The organism is Psychrobacter sp. CX16 (assembly GCF_057396245.1).
The window spans coordinates 98,908-122,191 of record NZ_JBXYJF010000003.1; the positions used below are offsets into that span (position 1 = coordinate 98,908).

Here is a 23,284-nt window from a genome sequence, read left to right on the forward strand (position 1 = left end):
ATGTGGTAGGCTTATAGCACACTAGCACTTTCAAGGAGCCGTTCCCTACCATGCCTTCTGATAACAGTCTCGTTAATCATTTAGCTCAGTCCATGCCACCCTTAACCCCCAGTCAATTAACGACAGAGCATATTCAAACGCTTAAAATCGCTAGCCCTTTCGCCTATCAAATATGGGAAAACAAACCCGCTGTTTGCCAGAACTTTCTGACCAGTTATCCCTTAGGGGAGAGCTTAACGCGTCAGCAGATTAGTGATTTGATAGATGACTATACGTTAGATGATGGTTTAGATGGCGGGCTTGAGCGTGCTGATGAAGCAGGCGTGATGCGAGGTTTACGTCGCTTGCGTGAGCTGCTTATGATGCGCTGGATTTGGGAAGATGCGCTGGGCATTATCTCTCTTGAGCAGTTGACGCTTGAGCTGTCTGATTTTGCGGATACTTGCATTATCTTTACTAAAGACTATGTTTGGCAACAGCTGGTTGCACGCTACGGTCGTCCCACCTATATCGATACCAAAGGTGAGCGTCAGTTTGATGATATGGCGATATTTGCTATGGGTAAACTTGGCGCACAAGAGCTGAACTTGTCTAGTGATATTGATTTGATTTTTGTGCATCGTCACCGCGGTGAGACAGATGGCGATAAATCAACAGGTACCAAGTGCATTGATAACAAGCGGTTTATGATTCGCCTAGGTCAAGGCATTATCAAAATATTGGATAGTAATACCGCAGAAGGCTTTGTGTTCCGTGTTGATATGCGTCTTAGACCATGGGGTGAGGGTAGTGACCTTGCCATTCATCTGTCTGCGCTCGATAAGTATTTTTCTGCGCATGGACGAGCTTGGGAGCGTTTTGCATGGTTAAAAGCGCGTGTGGTCAATGAGGTCGATGAGGTATTTGCTGATAATTTAGAAGATATTATTAAGCCTTTTGTCTTTAGATACTATGTCGATTACAGTGCCTTTGCCGCTTTGCGTGAAATGAAATCCTTGATTCAAAATCAGGTCGCACAGCGTGAGGATTTAGACAATGTCAAATTAGGTGCCGGTGGTATTCGTGATATTGAATTTGTGGTACAAGCGTTTCAGCTTATTTATGGCGGGCGGCATAGTCAACTTGAAGTGAAATCCTGTTTGCAAGCAATGCAAGTGCTCAATGACTTTGACTTCTTGGATGATGAAACTTACCGTAATTTAGAAGCGGCTTATCGATTCTTCCGCCGAGTGGAGCATGCGATTCAAGCGGTGAATGATCAACAGACGCAGCGATTACCGAGCAATCCTGAATGTCAGCATAATCTAGCCATTACTTTGGGCTTTGAGAATTGGCAGTCTTTCCTACAACGCTTAAACGAGCATCGCCGTAATGTACATGTACCGTTTGATCGTATGGTGACTGAGCGTCAGACACCGACCAGTACTGTCGACTATGATGGTAACGAAATCAGCTGTCTTGAAGATATTTTAAACGAAGAGAATGCCCAAAAGCTGCAACAGTTTTGGGACAGTAAGATGGTGGCAAATTTATCTGAGGAGGCCAGAGAGCGTTTGGATGCTGCCTATCCTGTGTTGGTACATGCGCTTTTAACCCATGAAGCTAAGCAGGGACTGGCAAATATTGCTTTGCCTCGGTTGATTGATTTGCTAGAAGCCATCTCACGCCGATCTATTTATTTGGTGATGCTTGCAGAGAACCCAGATGCCACGGTTAATCTAATTCCGATGCTCTCTGCAAGTCCTTGGATTGCTGGCGAGTTAATCCGTTATCCTGTGTTATTAGATTCGTTCTTACAGCAGCGCTATCGTTATTTGCCGGATAAAGATGAGCTGCGCGACATTTTGCGTCAGCGCTTATTGCGTGTTGAGCCTGATGATGAAGAAATGCTTTTAAACGTGCTCAGGCTGTTTAAAAACAATCAAGTATTGGCGGTGGCAGCCAGTGATGTCCTAGCAGAACGCCCGATTATGAAAGTCTCGGACTCGCTGACCTATGTGGCAGAGGTGGTGCTCGAATTTGCTTTAGAGCGCGCCTTTGCAGAATTAGTGAAACGTCATGGCTATCCTATTAATCAGCAAGGCGAGTCAGTAACTGAAGCGCATAGCGGCTTTGCAATTATTGGCTATGGCAAGCTTGGGGGTATTGAAATGTCGTATACCTCCGACCTTGATTTGGTATTTATTCATCAGATTAATGAGCAGGCGATGACCACGGGTAATAAGCCAGTAAGTGGAATGAAATTTACGGCTCGTTTAGCTCAGAAGCTGATGACTTACCTTAATACTCAAACGCGCGATGGCCGTGCTTATGAGATTGATATGCGCCTTAGACCGTCTGGTAATGCAGGCATGATGGTGGTCTCTAGCCGCTCATTTGAGCGTTATCAACTAGAGAAAGCATGGGTGTGGGAGCATCAAGCACTGGTTAGAGCGCGTGCGATATGCGGCGACAATCGTGTCATGAATGCCTTTAACCATATTCGTAAGCAAGTATTGACACAAAGCCGTGATTTGAATGAGCTTAAGAAGAATGTGATTGAGATGCGCGCCAAGATGAAAGATCATTTAGGCAGTGACAAACAGATGCAAGAGCAAGGCAAGTTCCATCTGAAACAAGACGCAGGCGGTATTGTTGATATCGAATTTATGGCGCAGTACGGTGTACTTGCTCACGCTCATGACTATCCGGATTTGGTGCAGTGGAGCGATAATGTTAGAATTTTTGAAAGTTTAGCGGAGCATGGCGTTTGGGATAGAGAGACTTGTGAAGGTTTGACTCAGTCTTATTTATTATTGAGAGCTGCAATGCATCAATTGGCTTTGGCAAATGAAAATGTGGTTGTTGATGAGTCAATTTGGATAGAGTGCCGCGAATATGTTATCTCTAAATGGAATGAGATTATTGCATAGCGACCATCCTTATTTGACGGTTCTTTATTGCGTCTTTAGTAAGTGGTTTGTTAAGGTGCTTACTAAGCCATAACTGAAGCTTGGCTATAACTAGAAATGGGTTATAACCAAAAAATATGTTTGATTAAACTAAAATTTGACAGTCAAATTAGTCAGCAATGCTATACTTTATTTTTTGTTAAAAAAATTGTTTTTAGTTTTATTGAATTTGAAAATATGGAATAAACTTTATGAATATGGCAACGACTGACGGAAAACTCTGGTTAAACGGTGACATGATTAATCAACCCGATGCAAAGGTACACGTATTAACCCATAGCTTGCATTATGGTATGGCTGTCTTTGAGGGCGTGCGTGCGTATCAAACAGATGACGGTCGTACGGCTATATTTAGATTAGACGACCATACCGAGCGTCTATTAGGCTCAGCCAAGATTTTTCAAATGAAAGTGCCTTATGATAAAACGGCTTTAGACCAAGCCCAAAAAGATGTGGTTAAGCAAAATGGCTTTGAGTCTGCCTACATTCGTCCACTAATTTGGGTAGGTGCAGAGAAGTTAGGTTTATCGTCACGCGATAACAGTATCAACGCTATGGTAGCGGCTTGGAAATGGGGTGCATATCTTGGGGAAGAGGGTATTGAAAAAGGTATCCGTGTTAAAACCTCTTCGTATACCCATCACATGACCAACGTGACCATGTGTAAAGCCAAAGCAGCCAGCAATTATCCCGTATCGATTATGGCCAATCAGGAGGTGACTCGTAATGGCTATGATGAAGCCATCTTGATGGATCCACAAGGTTATGTATGCCAAGGCTCTGGTGAAAACTTATTTTTAGTTAAAAATGGTGAGCTACATACACCAGACTTGGGCGGCGGTGCATTAGATGGTATTACCCGTCGTACGATTATTCAATTTGCAGAAGACTTAGGAATTAAAGTCACCGAGCGCCGTATTACTCGTGATGAGTTTTATTTGGCAGATGAAGTATTTATGACCGGTACAGCAGCCGAAGTCACACCGATTCGTGAATATGATGACCGTGAGATTGGTAATGGTGGCCGTGGAGAGATTACTGAGAAGCTGCAAACGCTCTATTTTGATGTGGTGCATGGGCGTAATGAGCAGTATAAAGATTGGTTAACTTTTATTGACTAAAAGTTATAAAGCCTATCTTTAAGTAGAGAATAAGTGATAAAAAGACCGAGCATAATATGTTCGGTCTTTTTTAATGTATAACAAGGCTTCATTTAAACAGTATAAAAGTCACGATACCAAGCGGCAAACTGTTTAATACCTTCAGCCAAATCTGTATTAGGTTTAAACCCTGTTAGCTGGGTTAGAGAGCTAGAGTCTGCATAGGTAGATGCCACATCACCAGGTTGCATATCCATCATGATTGTATCCGCATCAACCCCAAGCTCTTTTTCTAAAGTGGCAATAAAGTCCATCAATTTAACGGGAGAGTTATTACCGATGTTGTAAATCCGGTAAGGCGCAGAAGACAGCTGCGGACTTGGATTTTGAGGGTCGAACACCTCGTCATCTTTACTTGCTGCTGGCGTATCTAAAATGGCAATCACGCCCTCTGAAATATCATCGACATAAGTAAAATCTCGACTCATCTCACCATGATTAAACACTTTAATCGGACGATTATGCAAAATAGCATCAGCAAACAACATCGGTGCCATATCCGGTCGACCCCAAGGACCATAAACCGTAAAAAAGCGCAAGCCTGTACAGCGAATGCCAAATAAATGAGCGTAAGTGTGCGCCATCATCTCATTTGATTTTTTGGTCGCTGCATATAGAGAGATGGGATGATCCGTATGGTCTGAAGTTTTAAAGGGTTGAGATTGATTTAGGCCATAAACCGATGAGCTCGACGCAAAGCATAAATTATCAATATTATTCTGACGGCAGCCCTCTAATATATGTAAAAAGCCAACCACATTGGTTTCAACATATTGATGCGGATTTTCTAGTGAATAACGAACGCCTGCTTGAGCAGCCAGATGACAGACAGCATCAAATGGATACTCATTAAATAAAGCTTCCATGCCACTGCGATCTGAGATATCCAATCGAATAAAAGCAAAGTTTGGCTGAGTAGAGGATTGATGTCTTTGCTGGTTTTGCAAAGGCTCTGGGGATAACTGACTATCAATGCTGACGCCTAACTCTTTAAGCCGCGCTAATTTTAACGACACGTCATAATAATCATTCAGATTGTCAATGCCGACGACCTCATCTCCACGAGATAGTAGCTTTTGACAGACATGGAAACCAATAAATCCTGCAGCACCTGTTACTAATATTTTCATAAAGAACGTCCAAAAAAGCAGTGTATCCCAGCCACCAAGATATAGTTAAAGTATTAAATTGATTGTATAGATAAGTCAACAGTTTAAGTCTGAGAGGCTTGTGGGTAACATAATCAATGTTTAAAGAGTTCTTAATCGAATTTTAAAGAGTCGTCTATATTTAGTAATTGATTTTTTAATTTTCTTTCAACTTTTCTAATATTACTAGTATTAATCGATTTGAACATTGAACGTAGAGGGATTATTACTTTTTCTCCCATACCATCGACCAATACAAATTCTGGTTTATTATGACGCGATTCGGTATACATGATACCGCCTAAATTAACTTCACCGAAGATAATATGGTACTTACAGCAGTCATCAAAAAACTGATTGAAAGCATTTTTAATGTCGTCGTTGAACAAACCTTCTTGAACAATCTGCTCAATAGTCATTGGCTTACCAAAAGGACTGACAATTTTTTCAGCAACCAATCCCAACCCTTTATCGGTGGGTTCAAAACCATACACTTTTTCAACAGGAAAAATATATTTATGTTTCTTGTAGTGTGTTTTACATAGCTGTAAATATTGAATGATTTCACGTCTAAATTGACGATAAATACCCTGATGACGATGAGCACGGATGACATTTTGTTCGATTCTTCCTCCATCATCAGTCGCTCTATCAGGAATCATGACCTTAATAACTTTATCATCATGACGTGGATGCTGATATACATATTTATGACCACCTCTACCTATATACTCTAAATCTGCAATTGTTAACATTTGAATTTACCTTAATTTATATTTATTTATTAAGCCATACTCTTAAACTAATGTGCTTTTAAACTAAGTATGTTTTACAAGATACTCATATAATGTATCAGGCTTTACCGCTTTGACGTAAGACATTTTGTGAATGCTAGCTTGTGAAATGATCTGTAGATATTCGGCTTCATTAAAGGGCTTTTGCAAGTTAGCAGCTAAAAGATGTGGTTTAGTATCATCTACAATAGGGCATTGATGATCAGCAAGCTCTCCTTTCATTAGTGTATCAAACATTATTTGGAAGAAAAAATAGTGTGGGATATACTCTTGAGTCTGCCAGAAGTTTAATAATAAGTCTAAGCAAGTGTGAATAACCGGATTATTTTTACGAGCGAAAATAACACTATTAAGTAGGTTTACCCTATGTCTTTCATCCCAGTTAAAGTAATAACCATTAAATTGATACCACTGCTGTTTGTTATCCGCACCAGCAGCCCTTTGATACATAAAGAAGCCACTGTCTTTAAGCATATTAGGTAGTGGTGCAGTCAAGTAAATAGTAGCATCTAGCCAAACACCACCATAGACCTCAAGCAAAGCAAGACGCAGTAAATCAGCAAAAAAGGCCGGCCTAAACCCTGGATACGTTTTTTTATCCCAAACAAAATCAGGCAAATCTAGGTATTCATGGATATTGCTGTCATCTAATCGAATGACAGTATAATCTGCTGCATGGTTATCGATGGATTTAAAACACAGTTTAACCGTCTCAGGTAATAGATTCTCAGAGATTCCTTGCCCCCAATATTGCCAAATTATCTTTTCATTCTGAAACTCTTTTTTAGGCTGAAGGGAGAATGTATCTAACTTACCTTGGTTATAAAGCTCAATAAAAGCAGCCCAATCTTTTGCCACTTGATTTTGCTGCTCGATATCCACTGATTTCTCAAAGGCTTTACGCTTATCATGAGAATTTTTCAAATTATAAAAATAACGATAAGGTTTTTTCTTCTTATTTTTTAGTACTTTATATGCCTCACTGTCTGAAAAGAAGTGAGGCGATATACTGTTTGACTCTGAATTTAAGTTTTCTTTTAGGTTTAGCATTACTTTTCTTCCATTCTGCCGCTGTGGTTTTTTGATTTGTCTCACCTCTAAGATATGCATGCCCGCCAAAGCGGTAATGAGATTTGTTGGAAAACATAACTTTGGATTTCTTTTTCCAGTATTCGTGTTCACCACGAGTAAAATAAGGAGGAAGGATTTTAACGTCATCTCTTCCTAAAGCATACTTATTTAGATGGCTTTCATCGTGCCATAATGCTATGACATCCTGTTTTAAATCGGTTTGGATATTATTGTATAGTGTCCGACATAAGTCTAAGTAAGCTGCACTCTTACCACCATTCAAAGCACCGGTAAAGTAGTATTTACCTTGGTTATAAGGGATATAGGCCAAAGATTTCGGATTACGGTCATAGGTGTATTTTTTTCTATTTTTATGAAACATATGTGGCTGCAAACAAAGCGTTAAATTTTCAGTAGGCTTTAATGGCAATAGGTCTTCTTGGGTAACGGTCTTTAGGAACTCTGTATTAGCATTAAAGAAGAAAACAAAATCATGTTGTTTAATTAATGACTCTGCGTCTAAAAAGAACTTAAATCTCATTAGCGTGCTAAATGGCCATTCAAGCGCTTCTTTTTTGAAAGCCGTTACGTTGTTTTGTGTACTAATTGCGTCTATGATCTCATCTTCATCGGTAAACAAAATATAATGCTTCTGACAATCAGGAAGTAAGTATTTTTCTGCAGACTTATAAAAGTAATCCCAGAAAACCGTGTATCGACCTGTTGCGATATATAGGATAGCCACAGAGGGTCGATTGGCATTATTTTCATTAGATATATTAGATGGCATACAAACCTCGATTATTAGATTGAGAGACCGATTTCACTTATATCCGCCGCTTCATTTGTAGTAGCAAGCCCTCTGCTTAAAAGTAGCTTTTAAACGGCTAAGCTTAGAGACAAAAACGAGCCGAAGTCACTCTATATTACTTTGTCTTTTTCTTGACCCAAAAACTCTAAGTCTTTAACTTTAAGCATTATTTGAATTTTCCTGTAGTTTATCAATAATAATTTTCAATAGAGTAATTGCAGATTGTTGATTGTTAATCATCGCTATTTAAAAGCTACTTCTTTTGCAAATAGTGCTTTTTTAGCTTGTTTAACCAGTCGATTAGCTTCTTTATTTACTTTGGCTAAGCCTTGTTTCTTCTCTGACTTCATGCGATCTTTACGCTCTTTTAGCAGTGCGCTCGGTAAAGAAGGATTGTTTTTATGCAAAAGCATTTCTTGAATACACAGAGCAGGGACCAACTGTTGAACCGGCTCAGCACTGTGCTCAATAAAGTCATCAAACATCAGCCTATCAAGCGGTAATAAAGCATTATTCTTGATATAGTCTAAGTATATCTTTGCGCCCTGTAGCGATAAGATATATCCTGCCGTACCTAGATTTTTACCTTTTAATTCAGTCACCTGACGTTTGTTAGATAAGATAGAATGACTATCTTTGGCAAGGTAGGTTTTATTAGCAAAGGCTTCTATCTTAATAATATTCCATTCTGGTCGAATCCAGTCGTCATTATTTAATAGTGCTTCAGCATCTTCACCCAGATAAATATCGTCTTCAAAGATGGTCGCATAGGCTAAGTTTTCATCTATCATTTTCTCCCAGATAGCCACATGACTCATCATACATGCCAGCTCTCCAGGGGTTAAATTAGCAGAGGCCAAATCCAAATTAAGGCGCTCTGCATAAGGCTTAGCAACATCCGGCGTTAACGCATCAAAGAACTCGTAATCAACATTATGTTTACCAAACTCTGCTTCGATATGTGCTCTACGATCAGTCGCAGATGTTAAGCTAATAACAAATTTTTTCATAGTAAGGATAATCCTGCATTATTTGCTAGTGACTAAGTTTTTAATGGCCGCCGCTTTATCTTGCAGCATTCTTTTTTGCTTTTTTATATTATAAGTGGCGTCGCGGCCCTCTTTTTCTTTACGGGATATCTTTTGTGAAGCCTGCGTTCCTAAAATATCGCTATCAATACCCATTGGGCTAATTACCGCAGGCCAAACCCCTAAGCCTTTACCATTTTGGCTAAGCCATCTTTGAAAGAAGATATCAACAGGCATGTTAATCGGTTTGCCTTGTTTAATAAATTCTTCAGCACCTTTCCTTGACCAAATCAGCCCTAGACCTCGGATAGGGAAGTAGTATGCATGCCACAGGGTATGTTCATCAAATTCAGTGATGTCTTTGGCCAGCTTTTTCTTTTTAGCGGCGATATTCACCAAATACCAGTCTAAGTCTGGATGGGCATGTAAATACGCTAAGGTCTGATTAATAACAGTCTTAAAACTCTCGGCCATTTTCATATCATCTTCTAAGACCACTAGCATATCAGCGTCAGTCTCAAGAAACTGCTTAGCGCACTGATAATGACTTAAGTAACAGCCAATCTCTGAGTTTAATAAACTACGCCCTAAGTTGGATCGAGTCTGTTGGTCTTCGTAATCGGCAAACTCAGATAAGGCCTTGCCGCGGCCATCATAAGCCGAAATTCTCTCAAACGGCCAATCAATAGCTGCAAGCTGTTGTTTTGATCGCTCTAAGCGCTCATCGCTACCGTCTAAATTAATTAAGTAGGTCAATACTTTCATAGGTTATCTCGTCTAATAAAGACTATTTTAAGTCTAGTGTTGCCTAGTATCAGTCAATAATGCATGCGGCAAATAAGCAGATAGTTTGTCAATCATGGCGTTGCTGATACGCTGAAACGACGCACTATCGAGCATATCCATGCTTTGGATACAGCCATACTTAATGGTAGGGTCTTGCAGTCCTTCAACGAAGCTATTCACGCTGCGGGCATCTTTAAGGTAATTGACCTTGATATCAGGCTGTAAAGTGACCTCATTTTTCTGAATTTTTAAATGGTTCATCAGTGATATGGGGTTGAACTGCTCAACATGGCGAAACTTGTACTGGATTTGTTTTTCTAGTCGCTGCGGATGCTCAAGCAGATAGTTTTTTAGTATATTCTTATCGACAATATGTGGGTAATGATGGATTTCAAAGAACTTATTTAATCCTGCCAATTTAGCACCCATCATTTGCGCAATGGTATGTTTTGGCTGTAGCGGCTTACCGGTTAGTTTGTTTAAAGATTTTCGGTATTCAAGCTTTGCTTGCAGCGGCAGGCTATTACGCCAATGTCCGTACACCACCATATTGCCGTCATCAATAAAATCTTCAATATGGGCGGGCTGATTAAAATAAAAGTCGTCATTTAGGTAAATAAAATAGTCTGACAGACTTGGTATATTCCACAGCATGGTTTCGATAGAGCGGGTATTAAAGGTAGGCAAATACTGCTCATAGCCTGCAAAGATAACTTTATGATCGATAATACGAATCTTATCTTCGGCGCATATCCCTTGAGCGGCAAAACCTTCAATAAACTTCGGTTGCTGCTCATCTGAGACAATATAAATATAACGGCAAAAAGGCACGTATTTTAAGATAGAGGCGACGTTATAGTAGATTTCATTGTTACTGGCAAAGCGGGTCGAGCTAATCGCATCGGAGGCCGCTTTGGTCGTCTTTTGATAGCGGGCTCTTTTTTGCTTGAGAGCAGGGTCATCACCGTCTACCCAGGCAATAACAATGTCTATTGTCGGTTCATTAGATTCAGTCATGACGTCTCCCAAAGGTTATTGCCAGTAGTCTTTAAGCCAAGGGCTGGGCTTCACATGACGATACCACTTACCACCGCCACCTTTGATGGCATCTGGTGGATTAATCTCTCCATGGAAAATGACAATTTTTGCGCCCTCAGGCAAGCGCGGTGCTTTGACAAAGTTCAATGGACTAGGCGCCATACATTGATACTTAAAGCTCACGCACCAAGACTTATCCCAATATTCCAGATGATGGTATTTACGCAAATAATTGGACAAGTAGGCCTGCTCATGGCGCACCTCAGAGCTAATCTTGGCAAAATTTTGTTCAAAGTTACTCAGCAGATTAGGGTAAGTATTTTGACCCACTTTAAAGCGGTACACTGAGCTATTACCTACCATACGCCACGGTTTTTTCCAATCACGAATAATCACCACGCTGTCGTCATGCTTGGCTTTATATTCAAAAAAGGCATCGATGTTATCAACAATAACAATGTCGATATCTAAGAATAGGGCAGTACCTTTTAAATCATACAGCTCAGGCTTAAAGGTAGTTAGTTTCTTCCAGCCACGCTCAGGTAACCCTTCAGGTAGATTCAATTCAGGAATCGGGTAGCAAGTCACATTACTATCAATGCCCGTTTCATCATCGGTTAAGCATATCATCTGGAAGTCTAAGGTGAGATGACGCTTGACCATGTTATACAAACGATTGACGTACTCTGGACCGTATTTGTTACCCCATTTCATACAGATAACATAGCGGGTCTCTGCGTCTAAGGGGGTGCTTGGGTCTGTTGATAGCTTTGTCATGAGTTACTCAAACCAAATTAAGGATGCTTAAAATTCTAACAGATTATCAGGTAAGACGAGCGCTGATTTTAAAGACAACACCATCGCAAGGCCTAATAGGTTAACAATATATAGCCGTTAAGCAGGAGTCGCTTGTTTATTTGCTACCACAGAGGCGATAAATGCCTTTAATTGCTCTGCATTGGCTTTGTAAGGATTTCTTAGTAGAGGGTGGTTTTTAAAGCGTCTATAGCCCCACATATAATGAGTAGGGTGTTCTCTAACCATGTTTTCAATGGCTTTATTTAATGCGGTGGTGGCGACAGTGATGTCTTTATCAAAGAGATCAGGGTCATCAAGGGCGATGCAGTGAATATCAAAGCCACTATTTAATGGATGTGCATTGTCACTGCGTAGGCAAATCAGACCAACCATCGAACATTTGGTTTTGCTAGCAAGTTTGGGCGCCAAGGTGCTGGTTAAGGTATCAACACCGAAAAATGGCGCATTCACGCCACTTGAGCGATTGGGCACATGATCAGGTAGAACAATACTAGAGCCACCAGATTTTAAGGTTTTAAAAATGGCTTTGACACCAACGGCATCGGTTGGCACTAAGGTGGCTTTAAGTTTTTGACGGCCTTTTAGAATAAAATTATTTTGCCATTTATTCTCGACCGGTTTGTACATAATGGTGGGGGAGTCGAACTGATTGAACCATGCATTCATAATCTCCCACGTGCCTAAATGAGGCACAATCACAAGCAGGCCGTTGGGATTTTCTAACGCTTTTTCGAGCACTTCTTGATTGTGAACAGTGTTGACTTGCTCAACACTCCATTCTGGCGCCATCGCCCAGCACTTAATAGATTCAACGGCACTTAAAAATTGGTTGCGAATGACTTTCGCAGAAAATTGCTGGCGTTCTTGATTGTCTAATTCAGGATAAGCCAGACGCAAGTTGGTATCAATATTACGTTTGATAGAGACATTAGGTAGATGATTTGTCAGAGGAGCGACAAATAGTGCCACGGCCCGCATAGCAGACAATGGCACAAACTTCACAACATTTAATGGATTCATAATAATCAACTCGTAACAAGAAAGAGGCCACCCGATTATCAAGCTTTAATAATTAGGTGGCCGCTGTCTTGTATGTTAAGTAGGCTAAGAGTGAGAATAAAGAGAAAAGGGGTTAACGGTCTTTATTCTTTATTTTCAGGTTGCGCCTTTTCACGAATACGAATGCCAAGCTCGCGTAGTTGGCGATTGTCCACCTCAGCAGGCGCCTGAGTTAATGGGTCCTCAGCAGTCTTAGTTTTCGGGAACGCAATCACGTCACGGATAGAGCTTGCGCCTACCATTAACATGATTAGACGGTCTAAACCGAATGCTAAGCCGCCGTGAGGAGGCGCACCAAATTTAAGCGCGTCTAGTAAGAAGCTGAATTTCTCATTGGCTTCTTCTTCAGAGATACCTAGTGCGTCAAATACGGCACGCTGCATCTCAACGGTGTTAATACGTAAGCTACCGCCGCCAATTTCAGTACCGTTTAATACCATGTCATAAGCAACTGACAGGGCAGTTTCAGGGCTATTTTTCAGCTCGTCAACTGAGCCTTTTGGCTTAGTGAATGGGTGGTGCATTGAGGTCCACTTACCATCGTCTGTTTCTTCGAACATTGGAAAGTCAACAACCCATAGAGGTGCCCATTCACAGGTCTCCATGTTCATGTCTAGACCCACTTTCACACGTAGTGCACCCATCGCATCATTTACAACCTTGGCTTTATCTGCGCCGAAGAAGATGATATCGCCATTTTCTGCACCAGTACGCTCAATTAGGCTAACCAGTACGTCATCGCTCATGTTTTTGATGATTGGTGACTGTAGACCAGAGTCTTTATCAACGCCATTATTGATGTTACTGGTATCATTTACTTTGATATAAGCCAGACCACGCGCGCCATAAATGCCCACAAACTTGGTGTATTCATCGATCTGCTTACGAGTTAATGAACCACCGTTTGGTACACGTAACGCAGCAACACGGCCTTTAGGGTCATTTGCAGGACCAGCGAATACTTTGAATTCAACGGACTGCATTAAATCAGCCACGTCGACTAATTTTAATGGAATACGTAAGTCAGGCTTATCTGACGCATAGTCACGCATCGCTTCTGCGTAAGTCATGCGTGGGAATTTACCTAAATCAACATCAAGCATTTTCTTGAATAAGTCTTGGATTAGACCTTCGTTAATGTCCATGATGTCTTCTTCGTCTAAGAAAGACGTTTCGATATCCACCTGAGTAAATTCTGGCTGACGATCGGCACGTAAATCTTCATCACGGAAACATTTAGCGATTTGATAATAACGATCAAAACCAGACACCATTAATAGCTGTTTAAATAGCTGTGGCGACTGAGGTAATGCAAAGAAGTTACCAGGACGCGTACGTGATGGTACAAGATAATCACGTGCACCTTCAGGTGTTGCACGAGTAAGGATAGGCGTTTCTACGTCTAAGAAGCCGTGATCGTCTAAATAACGACGGATAGTAGAGGTCGCTTTAGCACGGAACATCATGCGCTCTTGCATTTGCGGACGACGCATATCTAAATAGCGATACTTTAAGCGTAAATCTTCGTTTACCGTCGTATTTTCATCGTTCAATGGGAACGGAGGCGTTTCAGATTTAGCCAAGACTTCGATTTCTTTACCTAAAAGCTCAACCTGACCACTGGTCATATTTGGGTTTTCAGTGCCTTCATAACGTTTACGCACACGGCCAGTGATTTTTAATACATATTCAGGACGTGCTGCATCAGCGGTGGCAAATGCCTCTGGGGTATCTGGATCGATGACAACCTGTAAGATACCTTCACGATCACGCATGTCTAAAAAGATTACACCACCATGGTCACGGCGACGGTGAACCCATCCTGTTACAGGGATGGTTTGTTCTAGCAACGCTTCGGTTACTGCCCCACAATACTCGGTACGCATCATAAACTGTCCACTACCTATCGGTTATTAAAAAAATAATTATAAAATTAAAAAAGTTCTCTCAAAGAATTTTTATCAAACGCACATTATGCCTAATCTTAGGCATTGATACAACCAAGCACCCTTGAAATTATACAAATGCAAACGCATATTAATAATACCCTATTTCAATGATTGCCGTATTAACACAACACGATTATTTGATTGTTTTATTGACCCTAAGGACTATTTATGTTGTTTCACCCTGCCAAAAACCCTGTAGAACTAAAAGTTGTACATCTAAATAAGACTCAAAATGAGCGCCGCAGCAAATTAATGGAAGTGTTAGAAGACAAAAATGCGGTCAAACAATTTAGAAAGACCTTAGCGAAAAAGGCTAAGCAAGCTTTAAAAGATAAAGTCAAAAATAAATCTAAAGAAAAACGCATTTTCGTATTAGATTTCGATGGTGATATTAAAGCGTCTGCTGTCAAGCATTTACGTGAAGAGATTAGCACCATCATTAGTACAGCTCGAGAGGGTGATGAGGTCGTTGTACGTTTGGAGTCTGGCGGCGGTATGGTACACAGCTATGGTCTAGCAGCTGCTCAGTTGGTGCGCCTAAAAGACGCAGGGTTAACCTTGACCATTGTGGTCGATAAAATTGCGGCCAGCGGTGGTTACATGATGGCGTGTGTCGCAGATAAAATCTTGGCTGCACCGTTTGCGGTGATAGGCTCTATCGGTGTGGTCTCGCAAATGCCCAATTTTAACAAGTGGCTTAAAAAGCATGACATCGATTATGAGATGTTTACTGCTGGCGAGTATAAGCGTACGGTAACCATGTTTGGTGAAAATGAAGATGAAGACCGTGCCAAATATCGCGAAGAGCTTGAGCAAACGCATAAGTTATTTAAGCATTTTGTGACCACCTATCGCCCGCAGCTTGATTTAGAGAAAGTTGCCAATGGTGATCATTGGTATGGTGAAGATGCGTTGCATTTAAGCTTGGTTGATGAGTTAACCACCTCTGACGCGTATTTGTTAAAGCAAATGGATAAGCATCAAGTCTATGCGCTGATGTCACGTCAAAAACCAACCTTAGCTGAAAAGCTAGGTTTCGCTAATGCAGCTCATTCTGCGGTATCAGGATTGGTTAGCACGGCAACACAATCATTACTACAGGCTGCAGGTGATAAATTACCAGAAGTAATGACTCGAATAGAGCAAGACAAGCGCCTTAAACTCTAGTTTTAATGTATAACTGTAGTCTCAATGAAATAGCAGCCGTGTCAAAGCTGCTTTGAGTTCAAATCGAAGCTAACTTAAAGCAATAAGTTCATTTCAAATGAAAGCGACCTCATGAGTCGCTTTCTTTAAAATATGTTCAGTGTAAATGACCCAGACTCTATCATCAATGGCGCCTCGCATATCGATGAAAAATGCAGGTAGATGTTAATGAGATATAGGATGTCAACGGTCTGCTTACTTATAGTAAGACTTCAGGCAAAATTGTTATTTCACCGATTGATAGCGATGAGAGTCATGGCCGGCCAGTCAGTGAAGATAAAGACTATGTCGGTTATTTAAATATTAAGAAGCTAAAGAGTTTAGGGATTTAATATTTAATACATAAAAGTAGATTATTAAAAGTAGTTAGGGTTTATGGAGCCATTCCCGCTTTCGCTACTATCTACTTATCGATGTGAGGCATTGGCTAAGAGTTGACGAGTCGCTTACTTCGTGCGCCGCGTCAAATCAAGCCACTGCAACTCGTCTCTCTAAGCAGTATATCCGCTACAATCGGGGCTAAGCATTTGCCACATGGCTTATATTACATGACCTACAGCGACAAAATCCTGTATACATAACAGAGGTAAAGTGAACGATATGCCTTGATGACGCACTCTTACATGATATCCAGTCTCCATACATTTGATATCAAATATAGAAAATGAACCAAACTTGAAAGGCAAGTTCTCACGCAATAAATTAAACGCGACAAGTAGTAGGGTTAGTGAGCTTGACCGAGTCTTAAATGGATAGGTTGTTTTATAGAGAAAGGTATAACTTCTACGTCGGCTCGATGACTATACCCGTCATAATCCTTGATTTATCGCCTTATCACCCTCATCAATAAACAAAACCTCCTTTATAATAAATAGCCTAAGCCAATGCCAGAAAATAATTCATCAAGCCTATCTTCAAGTAATCCTCATTCAAATACAAAACCCTCAAACCATACCAATGATAACGCTTTTATGACATCTGAAACTTCTGCGTCTAGTATGCAACCCAATAAGCAACAAGACGACCGACAGCATGAGCTACCTGTACTTGCCAAAGACCGCCACTTTCTAAGTCGTTTAGAAAGAGAGCTGAAGCGACCTAATAAAAACACCCCTGAAAAAGTATTGGCAGAAAAGAAAGCCAAATTCGATAAAGTAAAGCAGCGCTCGCAGCAAGTGGTCAAAGAGCGTATGGATAGTATTCCATCTAATATGCCGGCACGACTTAATCATGATTTGCCGGTTAGTAAACGAGCTGAAGATATCGTTCAGGCCATTATTGACCATCAAGTGGTTATCGTCGCAGGTGAGACCGGTTCGGGTAAAACCACGCAGCTGCCTAAGCTTGCGATGATGGCAGGACGCGGTATTACTGGTCAAATTGGACATACGCAGCCAAGACGACTCGCAGCGCGTAGTGTGGCAAACCGTATTGCTGAAGAGCTTGAAGAGCAGCTTGGTGATACCGTCAGCTTTAAGATTCGTTTTAACGAGCAAGGTACCGCAAAGTCCGTGGTGAAACTAATGACCGATGGTATCTTGCTTGCCGAGCTTGGTCATGACCGATTCTTAACCCGTTACGATACGATTATTATTGATGAGGCGCATGAGCGTAGCCTGAATATCGACTTTATTATGGGCTATTTAAAGCAGCTATTGCCTAAGCGTCCAGATTTAAAAGTGATTATTACTTCAGCGACGTTAGATACCGGCCGCTTTAGTGAGTACTTTGCTCAATACGACAAAGCCAAAAAGAAAATGGTGCCAGCACCGGTTATTGATGTGGAAGGCCGTGGTTATCCAGTAGAAGTGCGTTATCGTCCGTTAACCGATACACCGGTGAGTAGCTCAGACGACGACAGCTATGATGATTTTGAGGATAACTTGCCACGCGCTGTGGTCGCTGCAGTAGAAGAGTGCTTCGATGATGCTGTAGCAAAAGGGCATCCTGAACATGCCGATATTCTGATATTTGCCGCAACTGAAGCTGAAATCCGGGAAATGCAAGAAGTGCTGATTGCACACGGGCCGCGTCATACTGAGGTGCTGCCACTATTTGCAAGGCAATCTTATGCTGAGCAGCAGCGTATTTTTAAGCCATCCGGTCGAGGCCGACGTATCGTGATTGCCACCAACGTGGCAGAGACCGCATTAACGGTACCGGGTATCCGCTATGTGATTGATTTGGGCTTTGCCCGTATTTCACGATATTCATATCGCTCACGCGTGCAGCGTTTACCGATTGAAGCCATCTCACAAGCGGCTGCCAATCAGCGTAAAGGTCGCTGTGGCCGTGTAGCCCCCGGTGTTTGTATTCGTCTGTATTCGGAAGAAGACTTTGCCAGTCGCCCAGAATATACCGAACCTGAAATCCTACGTACCAATTTAGCCTCAGTTATTTTGCAAATGGCAAGCCTGCGTTTGGGTACGGTTGAGAATTTTGATTTTATTGAGCCACCTGATAGCCGTCTAGTCAAAGATGGCCGTAAGCTGCTTGATGAATTGGGTGCGCTTGCGCCAAAACAGCCAGACAGCAAAAAGCCAATTGCCAAGCAAACGCTTAATGATGTGAAGCTGACTCGTGTTGGTCAAAATATGGCACGTATGCCAATTGACCCAAGACTGGCGCGTATGTTGGTGGCCGGTAGTGACTTTGATTGCATGCTTGAGATGTTGATTATTGTAGCAGCGCTTGCGGTGCAAGATCCGCGTGAGCGTCCTGCTGAAAAACGTGCTCAAGCCGATCAAAAACATGCCATATTCCGTCAAGAAGACTCAGACTTTCTTTTCTATTTAAGCCTATGGAAAGCACTGTATGAGGGCGGTAGTAACAAGCTAACCAACAGTCAACGTAAAGCATTCGCCAAAAAGCATTATTTGAGCTTTCCGCGTCTGCGTGAGTGGGAGAAGACCTATCGTCAGCTTGAACAGATGGTCGTGGATTTAAAACTGCTCAGTGATTCTGGCACTCAAAAGCAAAACAAACCACTAGCAATCGAACAGGCGAATGCCAAACACTCTAATACTAAAGCTGGTAAAAAAGGCTCGAAAAATACGCCTGCGCTTAAGCAAAATATTAAAGTTGCCAAAAATATTGCCGACAATCTAGTCTCTGGCGAAAATGATGAGATTGATGAGGAAGTGCGTGCAGTAAAATACGCTAATTTACATCGAGCGTTATTAACTGGCTTGCTGTCTGTCATTGCACACAAAACCGATCAGCGAGGTGAGTATCTAGCGGCGCAACAACAAAAAGCCAAAATTTTCCCAGCAAGTACTGTATTTAAGCAAGTGCCACCTTGGGTGATGGCATTTGAGATTGTCGAAACCTCGCAAGTGTTTATGCGTACTGTGGCTAAAATTGAGCCCGAGTGGATTATCTCTGCAGCAGGCAATTTGCTTAAATATCATTACTTCGAGCCGCATTGGTCGAAAAAGACTGGCCGAGTAAGGGCCTATGCACAGATTAGCTTGTTTGGGCTTATTGTGGTCGCCAAGCAGCTGACTAACTATGAGCAGATAAACCTAGAAGAATCCCGTGAAATTTTTATCCGTGATGGTTTAGTGACTGGTAATCTAGGTCGTCAAGCGCCATTTTTGCAGCATAACTTGGATAAAATCGCGGATGTTGAGCGTATCGAAGACAAGCTGCGCCGCCGTGATTTGCTGGTTGATGAAGAAGATTTATATCAGTTTTATGAGCGTAAAGTGCCTGAGCATATTGCCAGTCGCAAAGCGTTTGAAGATTGGCGTGCTGAGATCGAAAAAGAAGATCCTAGATTCTTGTTCTTTACCGATGAAGATGTGCTCAAAGAAACAGCGCCAACTACGGGTGAATTTCCTGAAATTTGGCAACTAGGCGACTTAAAACTGCCTTTAAAATATGTCTTTGATCCGGCGTCTGAAGATGACGGGGTCACCATTCGTGTGCCACTAGCCGCACTCCCTCAGCTTGATGCTGTTGAGCTACTGTGGGGGGTGCCTGGTTGGCGCTATGAGTTGGTACTGCAATTGTTAAAGTCTTTGCCAAAAGACATTCGCCGCAAAATTGTACCGATTCCAGATACGGCTGAGAGTCTTTATGATGAGTTAGAAAAAAACCATCAAGTGGGTCTGCTCAATCAGTTATGCCAAGCGCTGCAACGTCGCGGTGTGCTTGGGGTGACGCCAAATGATTTTAATCCGTCTTCTATTGACCGCTATTTGCAGCCACAAATTTGCGTGGTTGATGACAAAAAACGAGTCATTGAAAAGGGACGTGATTTAAAGGCCTTACAACAGCGTCATGCTAGTGAGACTAGCCAATCAGTCAGCTCTAGTGCGGACAGTCAAGGCGTGCATACTGATTTTCCTGAGCATTTTAAATTCAGCAAAAATCGTCATAGCGCTGGCGTGGTGATGAAAGAGTTTTCTGCCCTAGTCGCGGACGAAGCCGGCGAAGCGGTGACCACGCATCAGTTTACTGATGTGACCGCTGCACTAAAAGCGCATCGCAAAGGGGTATTAACGCTCATCAGATTGCAATTAGGCGCAAAACAAAAACAGCTGACCAGTCAGATTGATAAAACCTTTAAGCTTGCCTTCGCACCTTTAGGCGATATGGAGAAGTTAAAAACCATTGTTATCGATGCCACGTTAGATTCCGCAATGGAAGCACACGCGCCACGATTTAAAGATCATGACGAGCTGCTACCAGATAATGCTGATGAGGTTGCACAAAAGCTTGCCGCGCAATTACCACTGGATGAAACAGACTTTGAGAAGACATCTAAAGCGGTATTGGCACAGTTTTTATTAGAAGGGCAAACGGTGCTTAAACTGCTACGAGATGTGTATGCACGTTGGCAGCGTATTCGCCGTAGCTTGTTAATGCTGGACCGTGAAATCTTTGGCGAGTCGATTGATGATATAGAAGATCAGCTTGATGACTTACATTTGTCTGACTTTGTGTACCGCATGGATTATGAGCATTGGCAGCAATATCCGCGTTATTTAGAGGCATTAGAGATTCGCATTGAGCGCCTTGAACATAACCTAGAAGGTGATTTGGATGCAGTGTATGAGTTAGATGTGCACATGGAGCGTCTCGGTGGTCGAGCAGATGACGAAAGCATCAGTGAGTATCGTTGGCTGGTTGAAGAGTTTCGTATTCAGCTGTTTGCGCAGCCGATGAAGACCCGTCAAGCGGTATCACAGAAGCGTCTTGAGCGGATGTGGGCGAAGGTGAATGCGCGTAAGTAATCGTTCTAGCCGATGATTCAACAAACACATTACAAGCTGATTTCTTTGGAGCTGATCTCGCTTTTCGCTACTATCTGTCCGTCATGACGCAGCAGTCGCTAAGCGCTGTGCTGTCTCTTACTTCGTGAGCCAGCGCAGCGCAACCGTCTGCATCGCGTCCTGCCAGCCAGTATATCCGCTTCAATCGAGGCTAAACCGCATTCCACGGCCACATTCAATGCATAAGTAAAACACGTTTCTTCCGTCAAATGTTGAATCTCGCACCTCGACACCAACCTACAAATCGTGCAAACATAAAAGAACGTAAACCCTTGCAGGATATGGTTTGTAGGCTGAGGTGGAGGTAACGACACCCAGCGATGTCCATATATGTTGCTTATAGAATGTGGGGTCTCGTATCCTATTAGGGGCTAATAGGGGCAGGGTACATTTTATGTGGTTAACATACTCGCATCACCAACTTCTTTGACTATACTCTGCTACAAGGACAACAATGAAGCTTTTCGATATTTTAAACATCCTAAATCCAGATATTACACCAGGAAACGCCAAACTCCATTTGGCAGGTTGGAATGGTGAAGAAGATCCATTAGAAGTTTATTAACAAGGTCAGTTTGAAGAGTGGCAATGCTGGCAGACAAGAAAAAATTTTCCTAGAAAATATGTTGTCTCTCTGATAAACCTTAATAATGTCAATACATGGCTGTTTGCAGGTGTATATGTATCATCAGGCAATCCAGAATATCATGATGAGTTAGACCCACCTCTTTATAAATACATCTTAACTGAAAATATGAGATGTCATGAGCTCAATGGTCGGCTGGTTGTGTCTTTTGTCAGGCCTGGCCGGCAGTCTTACTTGAATAGTGAAAATTGGGCTAAAAGTTTAGTTGTAGATCACATCACTAAAGAGAGGCGGACAATTGGCGAGTTTCCAGGGTTCAAAGCTGTCCATCTAAGTTTTAACGAGTTAAAGATGATAGTTAATCTTGCACTACCTTCATAGAAGTCAGCATTATCAAGTGTTGCAGGTGTATATTTAATAGCAGATAGTAATACTGGCAAGTTATATGTTGGCAGTGCAACTGGTGAAGGGGGGATTTGGCAACGTTGGGTTGATTACGTAGCAAATGGTCATGGGGGTAATGTTGAACTTAAAAAGCTGGTGTCACTGCAAGGGCAAGATAGTTTGAGCTATGCTATTTTAGAGATTGCAGACACTCATGCTAGCCAAGATGAAATAATACAGCGTGAAAACCATTGGAAGAACGTATTAATGACACGTCAATACGGATTAAATTTAAATTAAGCCTATGCACCCACCTGACCTTTCAATTCAGCTTGCTGATGATATCCGCCAGTATTTGCGTACGCACCATTTGGCGGACACACTGCCAGCTATTAGTTATGAAATACTGGCCTTACAGCTATTAGACAGCATTAAACAAGAACAGCAGATTGAGGCTTTATTTAATCAGCAACTGCCGCAAACCTGTTGTGACCCACAATCAATCGACTTTAACCCTATTAAAGCGATTATCTTGTTAAAAGATAGCGACTATGACGAGGCCTGTTGGCTAAGTTTCTTACTAATTTATACCAATGACAGTGCAGAAACCAATTGGGCGTTTATGCGCTTACTTTATGGTGGTATCGGGCTAACTGCATCAAAGCTGACATGGCAATTTATAACTGAGCAGGTGTCATTAGTAGGTGAGTGCTTGCAAGCCGTTTCGGAGGCACTAGCCATGCACCACCCAAAACCAAAATTTGGTCATCATAGGGCTTACGAGTCGTTAGCTCAGTTACCAGCGGTATTTAGTAGCTATATTAGTTTTATAAATGAGCAGGGCGGGCATAGGGCTTTATTTAATCCAAGTAAAAATGATATGGATAAGCAAGCTTACTTTCAAACCTTGTATTCAATTATCCGCCAAAATATCTATCGCTTCGGACGATTATCAACCTTTGAGTATCTATGTTTACTTGGCAAATTGGGATTGGCAGATGTTGAACCTGATAGCTGTTATATCGCTGAAGCCAGTGGACCAAAACGGGGTGCTAAATTATTGTTCGGTATGCTAAATAATATCCAGTTAGACAATCATGCTATTGGATTAGCAGATTATCTGGATGTGGGGTATCAGCAGGTGGAAGCGGCGATTTGTCATTGGCAAAAGTCGCCCAATCGCTATATTTCACATGAATGCTGAAATACCGATTA

16 protein-coding genes are annotated in these 23,284 nt (G+C 41.8%); 6 read left to right on the top strand and 10 right to left on the bottom strand.

The window, feature by feature from the left end:
- The first annotated feature begins 92 nt into the window (after positions 1-92).
- The gene (glnE, locus tag AC2SLM_RS02000) at positions 93-2,912 is read left to right on the top strand and encodes a bifunctional [glutamate--ammonia ligase]-adenylyl-L-tyrosine phosphorylase/[glutamate--ammonia-ligase] adenylyltransferase (RefSeq protein WP_486551725.1); all 2,820 of its coding nucleotides are present in this window, start codon (positions 93-95) and stop codon (positions 2,910-2,912) included.
- A 230-nt stretch (positions 2,913-3,142) separates the two neighbouring features.
- On the top strand, positions 3,143-4,072 hold the full coding sequence (locus AC2SLM_RS02005) for a branched-chain amino acid transaminase (protein WP_486551661.1): 930 nt from the start codon (positions 3,143-3,145) through the stop codon (positions 4,070-4,072).
- A gap of 92 nt (positions 4,073-4,164) precedes the next feature.
- Here the strand turns inward: AC2SLM_RS02005 and AC2SLM_RS02010 are convergent, their stop codons facing one another.
- The 10 genes from AC2SLM_RS02010 to aspS all read right to left on the bottom strand — a co-directional run bounded on the left by AC2SLM_RS02010 (position 4,165) and on the right by aspS (position 14,554).
- Entirely contained in the window at positions 4,165-5,241 is a 1,077-nt protein-coding gene (locus tag AC2SLM_RS02010) for an NAD-dependent epimerase (RefSeq protein WP_486551663.1), read from the bottom strand.
- A 131-nt stretch (positions 5,242-5,372) separates the two neighbouring features.
- Positions 5,373-6,014, bottom strand: a complete 642-nt coding sequence (locus AC2SLM_RS02015) for a YrbL family protein (protein ID WP_486551665.1) — start codon at positions 6,012-6,014, stop codon at positions 5,373-5,375.
- Positions 6,015-6,077: 63 nt separating this feature from the next.
- The gene (locus tag AC2SLM_RS02020) at positions 6,078-7,103 is read right to left on the bottom strand and encodes a capsular polysaccharide synthesis protein (RefSeq protein ID WP_486551666.1); all 1,026 of its coding nucleotides are present in this window, start codon (positions 7,101-7,103) and stop codon (positions 6,078-6,080) included.
- A complete protein-coding gene (locus AC2SLM_RS02025; protein WP_486551668.1) occupies positions 7,033-7,914 on the bottom strand; it encodes a family 6 glucosyltransferase in 882 nt (293 codons plus the stop codon). The genes AC2SLM_RS02020 and AC2SLM_RS02025 overlap by 71 nt, the downstream gene beginning before the upstream one ends.
- 263 nt (positions 7,915-8,177) lie before the next feature.
- Positions 8,178-8,945, bottom strand: a complete 768-nt coding sequence (locus AC2SLM_RS02030) for a glycosyltransferase family 25 protein (protein ID WP_486551670.1) — start codon at positions 8,943-8,945, stop codon at positions 8,178-8,180.
- An 18-nt stretch (positions 8,946-8,963) separates the two neighbouring features.
- Complete coding sequence (locus tag AC2SLM_RS02035) at positions 8,964-9,728, bottom strand: glycosyltransferase family 25 protein (protein WP_486551672.1); 765 nt, start codon at positions 9,726-9,728, stop codon at positions 8,964-8,966.
- Positions 9,729-9,761: 33 nt separating this feature from the next.
- Entirely contained in the window at positions 9,762-10,766 is a 1,005-nt protein-coding gene (locus AC2SLM_RS02040; RefSeq protein WP_486551674.1) for a Stealth CR1 domain-containing protein, read from the bottom strand.
- 15 nt (positions 10,767-10,781) lie between these two features.
- A complete protein-coding gene (locus tag AC2SLM_RS02045) occupies positions 10,782-11,564 on the bottom strand; it encodes a glycosyltransferase (RefSeq protein ID WP_486543625.1) in 783 nt (260 codons plus the stop codon).
- 117 nt (positions 11,565-11,681) lie between these two features.
- Positions 11,682-12,626 carry a lysophospholipid acyltransferase family protein gene (locus AC2SLM_RS02050; protein WP_486551676.1) on the bottom strand — a complete coding sequence of 315 codons (945 nt, stop codon included), beginning with the start codon at positions 12,624-12,626 and terminating at the stop codon, positions 11,682-11,684.
- 122 nt (positions 12,627-12,748) lie between these two features.
- Entirely contained in the window at positions 12,749-14,554 is a 1,806-nt protein-coding gene (gene aspS / locus AC2SLM_RS02055; RefSeq protein ID WP_486551678.1) for an aspartate--tRNA ligase, read from the bottom strand.
- Positions 14,555-14,782: 228 nt separating this feature from the next.
- Between aspS and sohB the strand changes: the two genes are divergently transcribed.
- From sohB to AC2SLM_RS02075, 4 genes are all read left to right on the top strand, one after another.
- Positions 14,783-15,781 carry a protease SohB gene (gene sohB / locus AC2SLM_RS02060; RefSeq protein WP_486551679.1) on the top strand — a complete coding sequence of 333 codons (999 nt, stop codon included), beginning with the start codon at positions 14,783-14,785 and terminating at the stop codon, positions 15,779-15,781.
- 1,037 nt (positions 15,782-16,818) lie between these two features.
- On the top strand, positions 16,819-21,060 hold the full coding sequence (gene hrpA, locus AC2SLM_RS02065) for an ATP-dependent RNA helicase HrpA (protein ID WP_486551727.1): 4,242 nt from the start codon (positions 16,819-16,821) through the stop codon (positions 21,058-21,060).
- Between the two features lie 1,042 nt (positions 21,061-22,102).
- Entirely contained in the window at positions 22,103-22,369 is a 267-nt protein-coding gene (locus AC2SLM_RS02070; RefSeq protein ID WP_486551729.1) for a GIY-YIG nuclease family protein, read from the top strand.
- Between the two features lie 4 nt (positions 22,370-22,373).
- Positions 22,374-23,273, top strand: a complete 900-nt coding sequence (locus tag AC2SLM_RS02075) for an alpha-glutamyl/putrescinyl thymine pyrophosphorylase clade 3 protein (protein WP_486551681.1) — start codon at positions 22,374-22,376, stop codon at positions 23,271-23,273.
- The last annotated feature ends 11 nt before the right edge of the window (positions 23,274-23,284 follow it).

What these genes read in the sequence shown, in the direction of transcription:
- glnE (WP_486551725.1), top strand. Translation starts at nt 93, where the DNA reads ATGCCACCCTTAACCCCCAGTCAATTAACGACAGAGCATATTCAAACG.
- AC2SLM_RS02005 (WP_486551661.1), top strand. Translation starts at nt 3,143, where the DNA reads ATGAATATGGCAACGACTGACGGAAAACTCTGGTTAAACGGTGACATG.
- AC2SLM_RS02010 (WP_486551663.1), bottom strand. Translation starts at nt 5,241, where the DNA reads ATGAAAATATTAGTAACAGGTGCTGCAGGATTTATTGGTTTCCATGTC.
- AC2SLM_RS02015 (WP_486551665.1), bottom strand. Translation starts at nt 6,014, where the DNA reads ATGTTAACAATTGCAGATTTAGAGTATATAGGTAGAGGTGGTCATAAA.
- AC2SLM_RS02020 (WP_486551666.1), bottom strand. Translation starts at nt 7,103, where the DNA reads ATGCTAAACCTAAAAGAAAACTTAAATTCAGAGTCAAACAGTATATCG.
- AC2SLM_RS02025 (WP_486551668.1), bottom strand. Translation starts at nt 7,914, where the DNA reads ATGCCATCTAATATATCTAATGAAAATAATGCCAATCGACCCTCTGTG.
- AC2SLM_RS02030 (WP_486551670.1), bottom strand. Translation starts at nt 8,945, where the DNA reads ATGAAAAAATTTGTTATTAGCTTAACATCTGCGACTGATCGTAGAGCA.
- AC2SLM_RS02035 (WP_486551672.1), bottom strand. Translation starts at nt 9,728, where the DNA reads ATGAAAGTATTGACCTACTTAATTAATTTAGACGGTAGCGATGAGCGC.
- AC2SLM_RS02040 (WP_486551674.1), bottom strand. Translation starts at nt 10,766, where the DNA reads ATGACTGAATCTAATGAACCGACAATAGACATTGTTATTGCCTGGGTA.
- AC2SLM_RS02045 (WP_486543625.1), bottom strand. Translation starts at nt 11,564, where the DNA reads ATGACAAAGCTATCAACAGACCCAAGCACCCCCTTAGACGCAGAGACC.
- AC2SLM_RS02050 (WP_486551676.1), bottom strand. Translation starts at nt 12,626, where the DNA reads ATGAATCCATTAAATGTTGTGAAGTTTGTGCCATTGTCTGCTATGCGG.
- aspS (WP_486551678.1), bottom strand. Translation starts at nt 14,554, where the DNA reads ATGATGCGTACCGAGTATTGTGGGGCAGTAACCGAAGCGTTGCTAGAA.
- sohB (WP_486551679.1), top strand. Translation starts at nt 14,783, where the DNA reads ATGTTGTTTCACCCTGCCAAAAACCCTGTAGAACTAAAAGTTGTACAT.
- hrpA (WP_486551727.1), top strand. Translation starts at nt 16,819, where the DNA reads ATGCAACCCAATAAGCAACAAGACGACCGACAGCATGAGCTACCTGTA.
- AC2SLM_RS02075 (WP_486551681.1), top strand. Translation starts at nt 22,374, where the DNA reads ATGCACCCACCTGACCTTTCAATTCAGCTTGCTGATGATATCCGCCAG.